The following is a 14,450-nucleotide window of genomic DNA, read 5'->3' on the forward strand; positions in this document are numbered from 1 at the left end:
TGCCGGTTTAAAAGATGTTTTTTGCGCCACTTTAGCAGCACTTGCCGATTCAGGTATGTTGCTTGGGTGGCGTTTTTGCTTGAGGCGTATGCGAGCTTGATTACTCATTTCCCGGATATTTTACAGAAAAATAACGGTTTCTCTCTTCTCGCTTCTAGCTGCGGCGACCGCAAAGTGACCACTTTATGGATTAGCGCCGGCAAGCCAAAGCTGGGCTGTTGCTGGGCAGGCAACCCGCATACGTGGCTCGGATCTCGATTAGGAAACTAACAAAATAAGCCCACTGCAGCTGCAGCAGGCTTATTCTTAGTTCTAAACCGTCGCTCTACGAAGCAATCCATAAGCTGCCACCAAATACACGACAACCATAGGTACCATCCACCAGAATATATCCATATAACTGTGGATGATCCAATCCAAGATACCGCCCCATAACCCAAAGTGGGTGAAGGTATAGGAAACTACGGTACCAATCAAAAGCAGGGATGCAAAAAAGATATACATCGAAGCGCTGCCGAAACGACGGTGTAAGCTGGATATCGCGAACCCGAGGAAATACATATGAAGAAGTACGATGAGATAAATACCCCACGTGCCTATCAGTGAAAGATCGTTTAGAAATTGAACATTAAAAAGGTGCAATCGAACCCCCCAGCCATGGGTGGCCTCTTCAATCATCGACAGGATGGCAAGTACCAGGGCTGAGCAAGCATTGACAATAATAGCTGTCACAGCCGTTCCAAAGAAGTAATCCTTCCTTCGAATACTCAGTCCCAAGGCAAATGGGAAGGTTTCTTTAATAGTGACCGTTCCTGCTACAAGGGTGTAGATGAAAATCGAAATAATCGCTCCCGTGTTTATGGACTCATTTACTCCCAGCGAGGTCGCAATAATCAAATTGATCAAAAAGTTTGCACCGACAATGAACCATGGGATAGCGAACCATGTCATTTTGTTCCTCAAATGGAGCTTTACTACCTGGTTTACTCGATTCATTATTCCTCAGTCCCCTTCCCCGCGATTGATGGTGTGCGCGTCAGATGAACGATAAGCTGCTGCATAGATACCGGTGTGAATTCAAGTCCTAACGTCTCTGCTTCCTTCCGATCCCGCTCACTTAGAACACCTAGAAATGTAGCCGATGCAGCCGCACCAATCGCCGTGCGTTCAAGCAATTCTTTGCCTCGTGTGAATGAATCCACCGCTGTTGCTAGACCGGACACCGTGCAAGCACGACCGCGAAGAGCATCCGCATTTTCATTCATAATCAATTTGCCGTTATCGATAACCAGCACGTGCTCGAGTAAACGGCTTACTTCGTCGATGAGATGCGTGGAGAGGATAACGGTCCGCGGAAACTCAGCATAGTCTTCAAGCAAGCGATCATAGAATAGGATTCTTGCCACAGCATCCAGACCCAAATAGGGCTCATCAAAGATGGTTAATGGCGCTCGACTAGCCAGACCAACCACAATACCAACAGAAGAAAGCATCCCTCTGGATAGCTTTTTTATTTTTCTTTTCAAAGGCAGACGGAAATCTTCAATTAAAGCATGCGCATAAGCATGATCCCAGTTCGGGAAAAGCGTTCTCGCAACCTCGATTACATCTATGACACGGAAACTATCTGGGTACTTCTGGCTCTCTTTAATGAAGCAAATTTGATTGAGCACTCGGCTATTCTCGTAAGGTTCTTCCCCAAATACCTTCAACTCGCCGCTTGTAGCAAACTGTTGAGACGAGATCATGTGCATGATCGTTGTTTTACCTGCTCCGTTTCTGCCTAGCAAGCCATAGATTTTGTTCGCTTCAATCGTGAAACTAACATGATCTACTGCCATCATTTGGCCATAGGTCTTGGTTAGTCCTTTCACTTCCACAATGTTGGTCATCACGCTTTCTCCCCTCTGCGCACCATTTCCGTCAATTGCTCTACGGTAATCCCGAGCTTCTCGGCTTCTTTCACCATCGTCACCACATATTGCTCATAAAATAGTTCTTTCCGCTTCTCCATCAGCTTCGTTCGCGCTCCCTCCGCTACAAACATGCCAATTCCTCGTTTCTTGTACAAAATCCCTTGGTCTACCAACAAATTAACACCTTTCGCTGCTGTCGCCGGATTAATTTGATAAAAGGATGCAAACTGATTCGTAGAAGGCACTTGCGATTCCTCTGGCATTCTTGACTCAATGATGTCGTCTTCAATACGTTCTGCAATTTGTACAAAAATCGGGCGGCTATCGTCCATCATTAGTCCCATTTCTCTCACCACCACATTGGTTAGTTACTCATGTAATTAACCATACAACCAACTGACTTAAAAGTCAACACTTAAACTGATATTTGGGCTGGGCAGCAAAATAAATAAATTCCCTTGGAACTGGGAATACCACTAGGGTGCGTGCTTGCTGTAAGCACCCCCATCTTACTCCCACGGTTAGCAAAGTTGTACTCTGTACAACATTATGTGAGCGAATCCGAGAGTTTTCGGCGAATGATGTAAAAAATACAACAATTTAGCCCAAAAACAGCCAAATAACCAGAAATAAAGCTGTATTGTTGTACAAACTACAACAATTACAGCTTGGTGAGAAAAATTGGACAAAAATGTTGTACACCGTACAACTTTCCCTTATTACAAAGGCGGGAACTGACAGATTCGAAGGCTTCTACTCCACTCACTCTCAAATAAAAACTAGAAAATCCATTGCCTGAAAGAAAATCATTCGCTATATGAGCTTGAATGTTTCCACAATCTCAACCAGTACAATCATCGCTAAGCAAGCTAAATAAGGACAATCGATAAGTCTAATTGGAAGGTGAATCCGAGATGAAATCATTAAAGCTGCGAATACTTATCCTTAGTTTTCTTCTATTATTGACCCCGTTGCGAGGCACAACCTTGGCTAGTGGCAAGGTTGAACAGCCTCTGGCTGCGCCTTTGTTTTCGTTCTCCGTGATGAGCGATGTTCACATCACGTCCTACGATCAAGTCGCTCAGCTGAGGCTGAGTCAAGCGCTGGCCGATCATCACGCGCTCCGCCCCGACAGCAAGCTGCTCGTCTTGAACGGCGACCTCACGAATGGGAGTGAGGCCGACTATCGCAGCTTGCTGGCGCTGCTCGGCCGCCAGCACCATGCCCCTGTGCATGCGACCATGGGCAACCACGATTACTACGGCGTGTGGCGCACGACGGAGGGTGGGTTGGATACATCGAAGATGAATCCAACATGGTCGAGCAAGCAAGCGGTCGCGTTATTCGACCGCATGATGGGCTACGATAAGCCGTATCACGAGCTTATCGTGGAGGGCTACCGCTTCCTATTCCTTAGCGGGGAAGCGTACAGGGACGTGAACGCATCCTACGGTGAGAATGCGTTCCTCTCGCCCGAGCAGCTCAGCTGGCTGCGCGAGCGGCTAACGGCCGCGGGCTCGGCGGATGCCGGCAAGCCCGTGTTCGTATTCCTCCACCAGCCGCTGCCGCAGACGCTGGATGGCACGGATCTGGAGCTGGGCGTCGTCCAGCACGAGGAGCTGCGGGCGCTGCTCGATGCGCACCCGAACGTCATTCTGTTCAGTGGTCACACCCACTGGAACCTGGAAACGACCAGACAAGTGAAGCAGCTGAAGTTTCTTGCCGCTTCCAGCGCTTCCATCCGGGAGGTATGGAACGCGCAAAACGTGCCCGAGACACAGGCAATCAGCCAGAGTCTCGTCGTGGACGTCTACAAAGACCGTGTGGTGATCATGCGCCGCGAACACTTCAAAAAGCGATGGATTGAACCATCCATCGCCAAAGGATACGACGTGAAATAGGCATCCGCCGTCTCCGCATCCGCCAAAAAAACTACGACGGACCAATTAACGCACACAGTTAATGAAACCAACCGGAAATAGACGTTTAACGGACCTGGATGCCGTTAACTACCTATTTGGAGCGATGATTCCGAGCTTACGGACTTCAGCGCCGTTATTCGGTTTCAATCTATCTTATTTTCATAATATGAAGTAGATTAAGGGCTGTCGGGTCCATTAGATTTTCAAATTCAATCTTTTTCGGGGATTAACGTCGCTCCAGTCCTTTAGTTGGGAAAGATGAACCTGAAGTTGATTTCGCCCCCCATTTCCTTACTCAACAGTTGTATGTTGATTGGTCAGTCGTTGAAAAAAAACTGCCCGACAAGGCTAGAAATAGCCCAATGTCTGGCAGTCTTTTTGCATTTTAGTCCTTTTCGATTTAATCTTTTTATACGAATTCAGTTCCCATCAATCCTAATGAAATTGTTTAATAAGGCGCTTAGCCGTCCCATTCGGTGTCTCAATCACTTCGTACATATTGACGACCACGCCGGAATCAACTTGCTCATTTTTCAAACCGGTGACGACAATTTTTTGCTTGCCGCTCGTTAATTTCCCCGTCCCCGTCAGTGTTGCTGTTTGAGTGCCAACAATGCGGCCTAGGGAATCGACCATATCGAACTCAATTTTGGAGAAGTTCGAATCGATAATCACCTGATCTTCATGGGCAATGTCCAGATCAAGATTAAGCTGGTAAGAGTAAGTCCCGCTGCTATAAAGCCAGCTTATCGAGCTGTCGTTCACTTTGAGTGAGAAAGGATACAAGGCAAGCGTATCGCTTTCTGTCTCTTTCTGCAGCGCTACCCGATAGGTTCCGACAGACACATTACCCTCGGATACTGACTTATCGTCATAAACATTCAATGCGAATGTCTCATCATCGGATTGTGCTTTATTCGGAAGCAGGTAGGAATAGCTCACCACATAAGAACTTCCCGGTGTAATTTGAGTCGCAACAGCGCTTTGGCGAGTGCCTGTGTAGGTATTGCCTTTGCTGTCGATCAGCTCATTTTGAAGCTCGGGAAGGGCAATGGTGCTTGTTCCGTTATTCGTGATTTTGTATTTGGCTACGGCTGTTTTGTAGCCTAGATCGTCGTTCTCGTGAGCATGCAGCTCGACTAAGGCGACGTCTAGATTTTTATTAACAACAGAATTGTTGTTGAAAATCAGCTTACTGCCAAACTCATAATTCACAGCTGTTGTATAGCCGCTTTGTGCTTCACTTGCTCCCTTAAGCAGGAAAACGGCAACAGGCATTTGACCGGTCGCTGCAGCTCCACTACTGCTAGACGTAGATGTCGAGCTTGCAGTGGCCCCCGCCCCTGAGCCTGTTGTTGCTGTACCCGAAGCTGTGCCGCCGCTCGATGTACTTGTTGTCGAGCCAGTTCCTGAGCTGCTACCCGAACTAGCCGTCTGCCACAGCACCAGCTGAGCCGCATTCGGATCAACTCCTGTTGGCAGGGTAGCGTTGAAGTAATACGAAGCCGTCTCCTTTGGAGCCAAGTATCCGCTGCGGGCGGCGTTATCGGTCGATGTCACGGATGTGCCGGCATCGCCGAACTGATAAGAAGCAGAGAAGGATGGCACGGAGGCAATCGCCTCGCCATCATTGCTGAGCGTGACAACGGTCTGCACATGAACACCGTCGGCTTGAATCGAATACGTCGACGTATTCGCCTTCACGGTGACCTGCTCGCCCTCCTGCTGCCCAGCATAAACTTGTTTGGCGCCAAGCGCTGTTGTTTGAAGCGAAGCGTTCAGACTTAGCGTACCAAGCGAGACATCCTCGCTTTGATTCAAGTAATAATATTCCAGCGTGAGACCACTGGTCGGCATTTGTCTGGAAACGAGTGTTTTGAGCGTCATCGTATCCGATTGATTCGGTAGAAACGTTGTATCGGAACCGCTAGCAACCGTAGAGGTATATTTCAGTCCGTTAGCATCCACGAGTCTAACTTGTAGACCGGAAGGCAGCTTAACGCTGCTCGAGCCTAAGTTTTTAGCTGAAACTTGCGTGTACATGTACCATTTCCCATTCTCTGTTACGCGGACGCTTTGGCCCAATTGAAAAGCAACGGATGCGTCATTTGAGAGCGTACTGTCGAGTGCATGCAAATTAATAATTTGCTCAGGCACCTTTACTTGTCCCTCCTGCACGACCGAGGAAACAGGAAGATCGCCTAGATGATTCATAAAATCAGCTTTGACGAAATCCCAGCGGAACACATCAACTTTTAGTTGAGCGGCCGTTTCACCTGCTGGCAGGTTAGCGTAGAATCGGAAGCTTTGATCCTGTCCAGGGAGAACACTCGCACTCTTTTTCTCGCTTAATTTCGCCGTGTAGCTATGTCCTGCTTGATCCGTAACCCGTACCCCATATTGGTTAAAATCTATCGGTTGGCTTTCCCCGTTATGTAAAAGAACGGAAAACTGAAGAGAAGAGGACGAAAGCGCCGCTTGGTTTAATGTAAAATAAGAGGAATTCGAGATATAAATCGCTTCGGAAGCCGCGTGAGCAGCGGGAGCCATCCACGATGCAGCTGCAAAGCTGCCAGTCAACAGTAGGGCAAAACCTGTCTGTTTGAGTGAAATTGATGATAATTTGCGAATCATATTTTCATACCTCCTGTGTACCTAATCAAAACGCAGTGCGTCGATAGGTTTTAATTTCGATGCTTTATTAGCTGGATATAACCCGAAAATAACACCAACTAAGGCCGAGAATAAGAATGCGTAAAGTCCTACATTTATGGATAAACTCGTTTGTTGACTAGGGTTTATATAAGGCCACGCTAGAGATAACCCGACCCCCAAAATCAATCCGATCAACCCACCCATGCCGCTAATCAGCGTAGCTTCAACTAGGAACTGCAGCAAAATGTTTCTTCGCTTCGCGCCAATCGATTTACGAATCCCAATCTCCCGGGTGCGCTCACTTACGGTTACAAGCATGATGTTCATGATACCGATCCCGCCTACCAGGAGGGATATCGCCGCTACCGCGACTAGCTGATTGGTCAGTGTGCTGGATGCCGTCTGTCTAGCGCTAATTAATTCGGATGAATTCAAAATGTTGTATCCCGTTGTACTTTTAAATTTATTAAATAAATACGTTTCTAACGTTCTTTGTACCCGGGTTACCTCATCGCCAGAAGCCGCTTCGACATATGCCGTCCGAATGTTGCCCAGTTTAAAATCCCTGCTCATGGTAGGGAGAGGCACAAAAACCGAGCTATCGAGCGACGTTCCGCTTGTATTGGAGCCTTTCGTTTTGAGCACACCGATTATCGTGTACATATATCCGTTCACATTAATTTCTTCGTCAATCGGGTCATCCGTACCGAAAAACTGCTTGGCCACATCACTGCCTATGACCGCAACGTGATTGCGGAAGTCCAGATCGGCTTGAGCTAAGAAGCGGCCGCTGGCGACTGTCCCCTTTTGTAAACTTAGGTAGCGATCATTAGTCCCAATGACATTGTAGGTCTCTGTTGTCCGGTCGTATTTGATACTGGTACTATTTCTAGTCATCGTTGGCGCAATTGCACTGATTCCCGATGTATTTTCAAGCTGCATAACCTCATCATAATTCAGCTGCGTGGCGCGTCCGTTGCCCATCAGGTTAACTGTCAGCAGGTTCGTTCCCAGTCCTTCGTACTGCTTTTCAATCGCCTTGGACGTGCCTTGACCTATCGAAACTAGCGTAATGACTGAGCTAACGCCAATGATAACGCCAAGCATGGTCAGCACCGTACGAAGCGGATTCGAACGCACCGTGGCTATCGCCATTTGGAAAAGCTCCCAAATTCTCATGAAAGCGCCCCCTCTAACTTACGTTCAGGTGTTGGCAGCATTTCGTTTCTCTGATCGCTAATGATTTCTCCGTCACGTAGTGTCACGACGCGTTTGGCATTGTCCGCAATGTGATGATCATGGGTGATCAAAACAATGGTGTTGCCTTGCTGATTCAGCTCCTTAATCAATTCCAGCACCTCAATGCCAGTCTTCGAATCCAGTGCACCTGTCGGCTCATCTGCTAGAATTAATGACGGTGATATGGCCAAAGCTCTGGCAATAGCTACCCGCTGCTGCTGCCCGCCAGACAGTTCACTTGGCTTGTGATGTCCTCGCTCACCCATCCCCAGCTTCTCCAGCATCCGCTGCGCCTGTTCTCTCCGCTGTTTGGCTGGAATGCCTGCATAAATCATCGGGAGCTCTACGTTCTCCGTCGCAGTAAGTCTGGGCAGCAGGTTGAACTGTTGAAAAATAAAGCCAATTTTCCGATTGCGCAGCTCAGCAAGTCCGTTGTCTGACATCTTCTCTGTTGCTACGCCGTCTAACGTATAGGAGCCAGAGGTTGGACTATCCAAAAGCCCGATTGTATTCATTAACGTTGACTTTCCCGATCCACTGGGACCAATGATGGCAACAAAATCTCCTTCTGCAATATGTAGGGTAATGCCGCGCAAAATTTGCAATTCTTCTGCACCCCGAGCATAACTCTTCGTTACCTCGTTTAGTTCAATGATATTCACCCGAATCACTCCTCTCCGTAGGGGCTGGCTCACGGCTAGCGGCCCGTGCCTCCACCATTTTGCGTTCCGCCACCGCCCGTGCCGCCAGCTCCACCAGGGAAGTTACCACCTGCGCCACCCTGAAAACCACCTGCACCCCCAGGGAAACCTTGCTGCTGTTGATTCGTCGTTGTCGCTCTGCGCACCGGCATCACGACCTCGTCGCCTGCGTTCAAACCACTTACCACCTCAACCTGCGTCTTGCTGCGAATACCCACTTTGATTTCGTGCTGCTCTTCGACGGTTCCGTCCGCTTTCTTCAGCGAAACAGTAGACTTTCCTCTGGTTGTTGTCACCACTTGGATCGGAAGCACGAGAATATCTTTCTTATCTTGTATAAAGATCTCAGCCGTCGCCGTCATCGCATATTTCAAATCATTCTGATCGGTATTCGGAATCGCTACAACAGCATCATACGTTGTAACCCCATTCGTCGTTGTTCCTACATTGGAAACGGAAGTCACTTCACCCTGGAACGTCTTGCCTGAGATTGCATCAACCTTCACGGTCACCTTCTGTCCTACCTTGACGCTTGTTAAATCAAGCTCATCTACGGCAATAGCCAGCTGCATCGTACTGAGGCTCGCTACGGCTCCCAACGTTGTGTTGGCATTAATCTGCGCACCTGCTGGATAATTGCGAAGCACATTATTTTTACTATTGGCAAAATCAGCCGAGAACACGCCATCGAACGGCGCTTTGATCGTTAATTGATTAACCTTTTGCTCCGCATCGTTCACACGGATTTTTTGACTTTCGATGGCTGATTGCTTGCTAATAATATTGTTTTGAAGATCGTCATTGAATAAGGTGGCGATCAAATCACCCTGTTTCACCGTTTCACTATCTTTAAATTTCATGCTTTTAATCGTACCGCTTGCCTCGGCGAAAATTGGAGTTGTGCGTACATACTCAAGCGCCACTTGCTCGGAGGAGTCGATTTTACCATCGCCGCTGCCGATGCTTCCCTTTACCTTAAGGCCCGCCGAAAGCGTCCCATCATTAGTAACCAGAACCTCCACCGTAACCACTTTGTTGCCGTTAGCATCTGCTTTAATTTCACGACCAATCGTATCCACCGCTCCGACTTTGGATAGTAAATAGCCATCGACGCTAAGCTCTACAGGATCACCCTTTTTCAGCTGCACAGCTTCTTGCAGGGAGAATGGCAGCTTCACTTTAAACTGCGATGTATCTGAAATCGTGCCGATCTTCGTTGTTTTATTGACTTGACTGCCTACATCAAGATTGGCTGCTAATGTAATCTTGCCAGACATTAAAGCTGTAACACTCATATGATTTTGTTGGTCCTGTAGCTCTGCAAGCTCCTTCTCAAGCTGCTGCAAGCTGACCTGTGCTTCCTTGAGAGTCGTTTCCGTTGAAGGCACTGACAGCTCGACTAGCACATCGCCTTTCTTGACCGCCTGATTTTGCGTCAAATTCATCGTTTTGATGATACCATCTATGGGGATCACAATATTTTGCTTGTCCTTGGCATCCAGCTGAGAAGTTCCTGATACCGTTGAGGATATCGCCCCTTTGGTCACTTTCATCGTTGTTTGCTGTGTTGCTGCAGACGCTGGTTGCGCCTTGTTATGTACGTAATAGTATGTTCCCGCTCCCATAGAATGGCAGCTAAAGCCACAATGATCCATCTCTTCTTCCGACCTAATTTCATCCTTTATGCCCCTCTCCCAGTTACCCAGACTATCCACCGCCCAGGCTATGACAATCCCTACTGGACTTAGTGTAATTGGGGTGGCTGAAACCTGTCTGAGCGTAGGCTGAATATAAGTTGAACACAGGCTGAGCGTTTGCTGAAAAAGATTAGGTCGCGCATGTGATTACTCGGTGATTGATGGCTGGACGATATGAGCTCAAATTGTATCTAGCGGCCAAGACTCATTGGCTATCTCACTCACACAGAAAAAAGCCGCCCGCATAGCGAGCAGCTTCCTTCAATTCATTTTTAGCTCGTTGCAGTTGGTGTTGTTGTATTTGATGACGGTGTGCCTACTGGGCGCTTACGATCAGTGCCTTTTTGCTTAACATGCTTCTTAATAGAATCCGTCATTCCGTCTTTGATTTTGCTAACGAGATCATCTTCACTGATGCCTTTAGCTGTAGCAACATCCAAGATCGATTTGCCCGCTTCTAGTTCCGTTCTCAGCTCATCTTGCGTGATGCCCAGAATTTGCGTCAGCACCTCAGGGTTCCCGAATAGCCCACCACCAGGGCCGCCATGACCGCCGCCTCTACCATCCCGACCACCTTCAGGACGCGTGCTTTGTACTTGTTTCGTCAATCGGTCGGACAAGCCAGTCAATATTTGGTCTGCTTGCGCTTGCGTAATCTTCCCAGCTGTAACCTCAGCGTTGATCGCTGTTGTTTCTGCGGCAACTAACTTAGCCACGTAGTCTGCTTCCGTTAAACCTTTTTCCACTGCAAAAGCCGATAATGTTTTACCAGCTTTCAAAGCATCCTGCACAACACTTTGCTCCACGCTAAGAATTGTTGCTGTTTGCTCTACCAGATTGCCACCGTGACCTTTGCCCATGCCACCGCGACCGCCTTCTCCGCCAGGGAATCCACCTTTGAATCCAATCGCATCAATACGCTTTGTCAATTGATCAGTTAGACCTTTGAGAACATTATCTGCTTGTGCTTGTGTAATTTTGCCCGTTGTTACATCAGCTGTAATCGAAGCGGTCTCTGCTGCGACTAGCTTTTGCAAATAGTCTGCTTTCGCAAGTCCCTTTTCCTCTGCAAATGCAGCCAATGTTTTGTCCGCTTTCAATGCGTCTTGTACGACGCTTTCCTCAACGCCCAGGATTGTTGCTGTTTCTTTGACCACGTTCGCACCCTTGAAGCCACCACGATCTCCGAAATCTCCACGACCTTTGCCTCCAGGTCCTGCATTTTGAGTTGATGTGCTCGTTGACGTACCTGTCACTGTATCTGCAAATGCTTGATTATGTAAGGCTCCAACAAAACCAACTCCGAGTACAAAAGAAGCTACCAATGAACCTGTAAGAATTTTTCTGCCGATGTTTTTCATAATTTGTTTCCACCTTTTTCTTTATATTTTTTGTTTCTTCCTTACAAAACCAAGTATAGACGCCTAACCTGAATCTCATCTGAGTGTAAACTGAAGATTGGTTGAGAGATTTCTGAGGGTTGGCTGAAAGTGGAAAATGCCATACGACGGCTCGTAGATGTAGTTTGGCTTGGTATCATCGACCAGCTACCCTCGCTTACCCCGAAACCAAATAAGAGTCTCTGGAGACTCTTATTCCCCACCATTAGCCACCTTTTGGCGAAATAGAAGCTTCTGGGGGCTCTTATTTGCGCGGAATAATCCACACACACTGTGTTCGACACCAAATAAGAGTCTTTGGAGACTCTTATTTCCCACCATTAGCCACCTTTTGGCGAAATAGAAGCTTCTGGAGGCTCCTATTTGCGCGGAATAACCACACACACCGTGTTCAGCACCAAATAAGAGTCTCTGAAGACTCTTATTCCCCACCATTAGCCAGTTTTTAGCGAAATAGCAGCTTCTGGGAGCTCTTATTTGCGCGGAATAACCACATACACCGTGTTCGGCAACAAATAAGAGTCTCTGGAACTCTTATTTCCCACCATTAGCCACCTTTTGGCGAAATAGAAGCTTCTGGGGGCTCTTATTTTCAATTGTGTGAGCATTACTCTGGCTAAAAACGGTCTAAAGATAAAAAAAAGCCCCACCCCGACATCACGTCGAGATAAGGCTCCTCTCATTCTATGGAAACAGCAGCACTTTAAATGTACTACCTTCACCTACTGTACTATAAACCTCAATCGTTCCGCCATGCAGCTCCACAATGGAACGGGTGATGGACAATCCCAACCCTGCACCGCCGCTCCTTCGCGCCCTTGAGGAATCGATTCGGTAGAACCGATCAAACAAATGAGGGAGATGTTCAGGTGCAATACCTGGCCCATTGTCATGAACAGCTATTTCCACACCTGAGTCTGTCTTTGCTAATGAAAGCCCTAGTTCACCGGTTAAAGGATGCGTATGCTGAACTGCGTTGTGAAACAAGTTGAGAATGACCTGCTTAATTTTATCTGGATCATACAGACAACGGATCTGGGGCTCCAGCGTAAAAGTAACTTTTCTGTCTCCTGCCAGTAGACGAAGCTGGGGCTCCATCTCATGCAGCATCTCATCGAGCAGCCCTTCCGATTTCTGAAAAGATGGCGTGCGATCTAACCGAGCAAGCAGCAGGAGGTCTTCAACTAGCTTATTAATACGCACGGATTCGCCGTGCATGCTCTTCAGCGCTTTCAGCAATTGCTCCGGTTGTTGATACGCTCCGCGAAGCAGCACTTCCAGAAAGCCATGAATGGAGGTCAGCGGTGTACGAAGCTCGTGCGAGGCATCCGCAGCGAAGCGGCGCATTTGCTCTTTTGCCTCTTTTTCCGCCTCAAAAGAAAACTCCAATCGCTCTAGCATACTATTGAAAGAAGTCGATAACCGGTCAATCTCCACCTGCCCCTGATGCGCAGGGAACCGCTCACCCAGATTACCTGAATCGATTTGTTTCACCGTATCCACCATATTAGAAAGTGGCACCAACGTCCGCCTTAACACGGGCAGAAATCCAAGCAGCCCTACAACCAATGCTGTCATGGACAACAGTAGAAAGGTGAACAACTGACGGAGCAGCAAATCTTTGATCGGTGCTGTACTCGTGCTCGCCTGAATAAGTCCTTGTACGCCTTGGGATCTCTCGCGAATTTGATGAAAGGCAATCAACTGTTCATTGCCATCCTTATCCTTCACGATTCGGTAGATCAGCTTCTCTTTCGATTTCAATAATTCCTGATATTCTTCCTTCGTTAGCTGCATAGGGGACGTTACATTTTCTGAAGACAACTGCTTATAAGTCCCTTCACTATCGATCAAAGCAATGGATAAATCAGGAACGAAAATTCGGGGAAACTCTCCTCCCGTATTGTCCGAACGGTTACCACCATTAGTGTCTCGTCTGGACATAAAAGGATTCTGGCCTCGATCTGGAGATTCCCCTGCTCGCTGCCACGTATTGGGAGGTAACGTCGCAAGTTGGTTGCGAATCGTTTCCGCCTTGTTCTTATACAGAAATTGCTGCATGAAAATATATTGGAATACACCAATCAGCAGCAACAACACAGACATCACTAACAAAGACCGCGAGAGTAACTGGAATTTCAGCGAACCGGTAACAAAATGCTCGGCAAACCGGCCCCGCCTTTTCATGTTAAATCCATCCGATACCCGGCGCCGCGAATCGTGCGGATTAACTTATGTTCTTTATCGCCTAGCTTATCACGTAAGGAGCGAATGTACACCTCGACGATGTTCTCTTCGCCACCGAAGTCATAGCCCCATACTTTATCGAGAATCATCGATTTACTTAACACAAGTCCATGGTTAATCGACATAAATTTGAGCAGTTCGTATTCCGTTGGGGATAGCTCCAAAACCTTATCATTCAAGCTAATCTCTTTACGTCGATCATCCATGCGAAGCGGTCCAATGATCACTTCACCGAACAAGTTCGGGAAATGATTGCGAATTCGCGCATAGATGCGGGCAAGCAGCTCCTCAAAGCTGAACGGCTTAATCATATAATCATCGGCACCAAGCGTAAGTCCCTTGACCCTGTCATCGACTTCATCCTTAGCCGTCAGCATGATAACTGCGACATTTTCTGTCTTCTTAATCATTCGACAAACTTCGAATCCGTCCATCCCCGGCATCATCACGTCCAGAATAGCGATATGCGGCTGAAACTTATTGCATGCTGTGATCGCACTAATCCCGTCCTGTGCCGTCATCACTTCAAACCCTTCATTCGTTAAACCTAACTCCAGAAATTCTAGAATATGAGGCTCGTCATCAACGAGCAGAATTTTGATACCTTTTAATTGGCGCATAGTTTTAGTCCCCCCGAAGTTCATTGTACACGTTTTCTACAGTCAGTATCCCA

12 protein-coding genes are annotated in these 14,450 nt (G+C 47.6%); 2 read left to right on the forward strand and 10 right to left on the reverse strand.

Annotated elements, in window-relative coordinates; all coding sequences use genetic code 11:
* Nucleotides 1-75 precede the first annotated feature (75 nt).
* A complete protein-coding gene (locus GC102_RS38350) occupies nt 76-270 on the forward strand; it encodes a DUF5701 family protein (RefSeq protein WP_171694105.1) in 195 nt (64 codons plus the stop codon).
* A 42-nt stretch (nt 271-312) separates the two neighbouring features.
* Here GC102_RS38350 and GC102_RS38355 read toward each other — a convergent pair whose 3' ends face one another.
* Genes GC102_RS38355 through GC102_RS38365 form a run of 3 tightly spaced genes read right to left on the reverse strand, consistent with a single transcriptional unit; the run spans nt 313 to nt 2,260 of the window.
* Nucleotides 313-996: a hypothetical protein gene (locus GC102_RS38355; RefSeq protein WP_171694176.1), complete on the reverse strand. Its 684-nt coding sequence runs from the start codon at nt 994-996 to the stop codon at nt 313-315.
* Nucleotides 996-1,892, reverse strand: a complete 897-nt coding sequence (locus tag GC102_RS38360; RefSeq protein ID WP_171694177.1) for an ABC transporter ATP-binding protein — start codon at nt 1,890-1,892, stop codon at nt 996-998. Before GC102_RS38360 ends, GC102_RS38355 begins: the two co-directional genes overlap by 1 nt.
* A complete protein-coding gene (locus tag GC102_RS38365) occupies nt 1,892-2,260 on the reverse strand; it encodes a GntR family transcriptional regulator (protein WP_047678668.1) in 369 nt (122 codons plus the stop codon). The genes GC102_RS38360 and GC102_RS38365 overlap by 1 nt, the downstream gene beginning before the upstream one ends.
* Nucleotides 2,261-2,830: 570 nt before the next feature.
* Here GC102_RS38365 and GC102_RS38370 point away from each other — a divergent pair.
* Nucleotides 2,831-3,817, forward strand: coding sequence for a metallophosphoesterase family protein (locus GC102_RS38370; RefSeq protein ID WP_171694178.1), 987 nt, complete (start codon nt 2,831-2,833; stop codon nt 3,815-3,817).
* A gap of 456 nt (nt 3,818-4,273) precedes the next feature.
* On the opposite strand, the gene GC102_RS38375 is transcribed toward GC102_RS38370, so the two are convergent.
* The 7 genes from GC102_RS38375 to GC102_RS38405 form a co-directional block, all read right to left on the reverse strand.
* Entirely contained in the window at nt 4,274-6,472 is a 2,199-nt protein-coding gene (locus GC102_RS38375; RefSeq protein WP_171694179.1) for a hypothetical protein, read from the reverse strand.
* 21 nt (nt 6,473-6,493) lie between these two features.
* Nucleotides 6,494-7,672 carry an ABC transporter permease gene (locus GC102_RS38380; RefSeq protein WP_171694180.1) on the reverse strand — a complete coding sequence of 393 codons (1,179 nt, stop codon included), beginning with the start codon at nt 7,670-7,672 and terminating at the stop codon, nt 6,494-6,496.
* Nucleotides 7,669-8,394, reverse strand: a complete 726-nt coding sequence (locus tag GC102_RS38385; protein ID WP_312883503.1) for an ABC transporter ATP-binding protein — start codon at nt 8,392-8,394, stop codon at nt 7,669-7,671. The genes GC102_RS38380 and GC102_RS38385 overlap by 4 nt, the downstream gene beginning before the upstream one ends.
* 35 nt (nt 8,395-8,429) lie before the next feature.
* On the reverse strand, nt 8,430-10,058 hold the full coding sequence (locus tag GC102_RS40225) for an efflux RND transporter periplasmic adaptor subunit (RefSeq protein ID WP_281367752.1): 1,629 nt from the start codon (nt 10,056-10,058) through the stop codon (nt 8,430-8,432).
* Between the two features lie 344 nt (nt 10,059-10,402).
* Nucleotides 10,403-11,491 carry a hypothetical protein gene (locus tag GC102_RS38395; protein WP_171694181.1) on the reverse strand — a complete coding sequence of 363 codons (1,089 nt, stop codon included), beginning with the start codon at nt 11,489-11,491 and terminating at the stop codon, nt 10,403-10,405.
* Nucleotides 11,492-12,214: 723 nt separating this feature from the next.
* Nucleotides 12,215-13,717 (reverse strand): sensor histidine kinase, encoded by a 1,503-nt coding sequence (locus GC102_RS38400; RefSeq protein ID WP_171694182.1) that lies wholly within the window; start codon nt 13,715-13,717, stop codon nt 12,215-12,217.
* A complete protein-coding gene (locus GC102_RS38405) occupies nt 13,714-14,397 on the reverse strand; it encodes a response regulator transcription factor (protein ID WP_171644367.1) in 684 nt (227 codons plus the stop codon). Before GC102_RS38405 ends, GC102_RS38400 begins: the two co-directional genes overlap by 4 nt.
* Between the last annotated feature and the right edge of the window lie 53 nt (nt 14,398-14,450).

Origin of the sequence: Paenibacillus germinis, assembly GCF_013141785.1 — a bacterium.
GTDB classification, from domain to species: domain Bacteria; phylum Bacillota; class Bacilli; order Paenibacillales; family NBRC-103111; genus Paenibacillus_E; species Paenibacillus_E phytorum.

Coding starts and splice junctions, on each gene's coding strand:
- GC102_RS38370 (WP_171694178.1), top strand. CDS start 2,831: ATGAAATCATTAAAGCTGCGAATACTTATCCTTAGTTTTCTTCTATTA.
- GC102_RS38365 (WP_047678668.1), bottom strand. CDS start 2,260: ATGGGACTAATGATGGACGATAGCCGCCCGATTTTTGTACAAATTGCA.
- GC102_RS38400 (WP_171694182.1), bottom strand. CDS start 13,717: ATGAAAAGGCGGGGCCGGTTTGCCGAGCATTTTGTTACCGGTTCGCTG.
- GC102_RS38405 (WP_171644367.1), bottom strand. CDS start 14,397: ATGCGCCAATTAAAAGGTATCAAAATTCTGCTCGTTGATGACGAGCCT.
- GC102_RS38360 (WP_171694177.1), bottom strand. CDS start 1,892: ATGACCAACATTGTGGAAGTGAAAGGACTAACCAAGACCTATGGCCAA.
- GC102_RS38395 (WP_171694181.1), bottom strand. CDS start 11,491: ATGAAAAACATCGGCAGAAAAATTCTTACAGGTTCATTGGTAGCTTCT.
- GC102_RS38375 (WP_171694179.1), bottom strand. CDS start 6,472: ATGATTCGCAAATTATCATCAATTTCACTCAAACAGACAGGTTTTGCC.
- GC102_RS38380 (WP_171694180.1), bottom strand. CDS start 7,672: ATGAGAATTTGGGAGCTTTTCCAAATGGCGATAGCCACGGTGCGTTCG.
- GC102_RS40225 (WP_281367752.1), bottom strand. CDS start 10,058: ATGGGAGCGGGAACATACTATTACGTACATAACAAGGCGCAACCAGCG.
- GC102_RS38355 (WP_171694176.1), bottom strand. CDS start 996: ATGAATCGAGTAAACCAGGTAGTAAAGCTCCATTTGAGGAACAAAATG.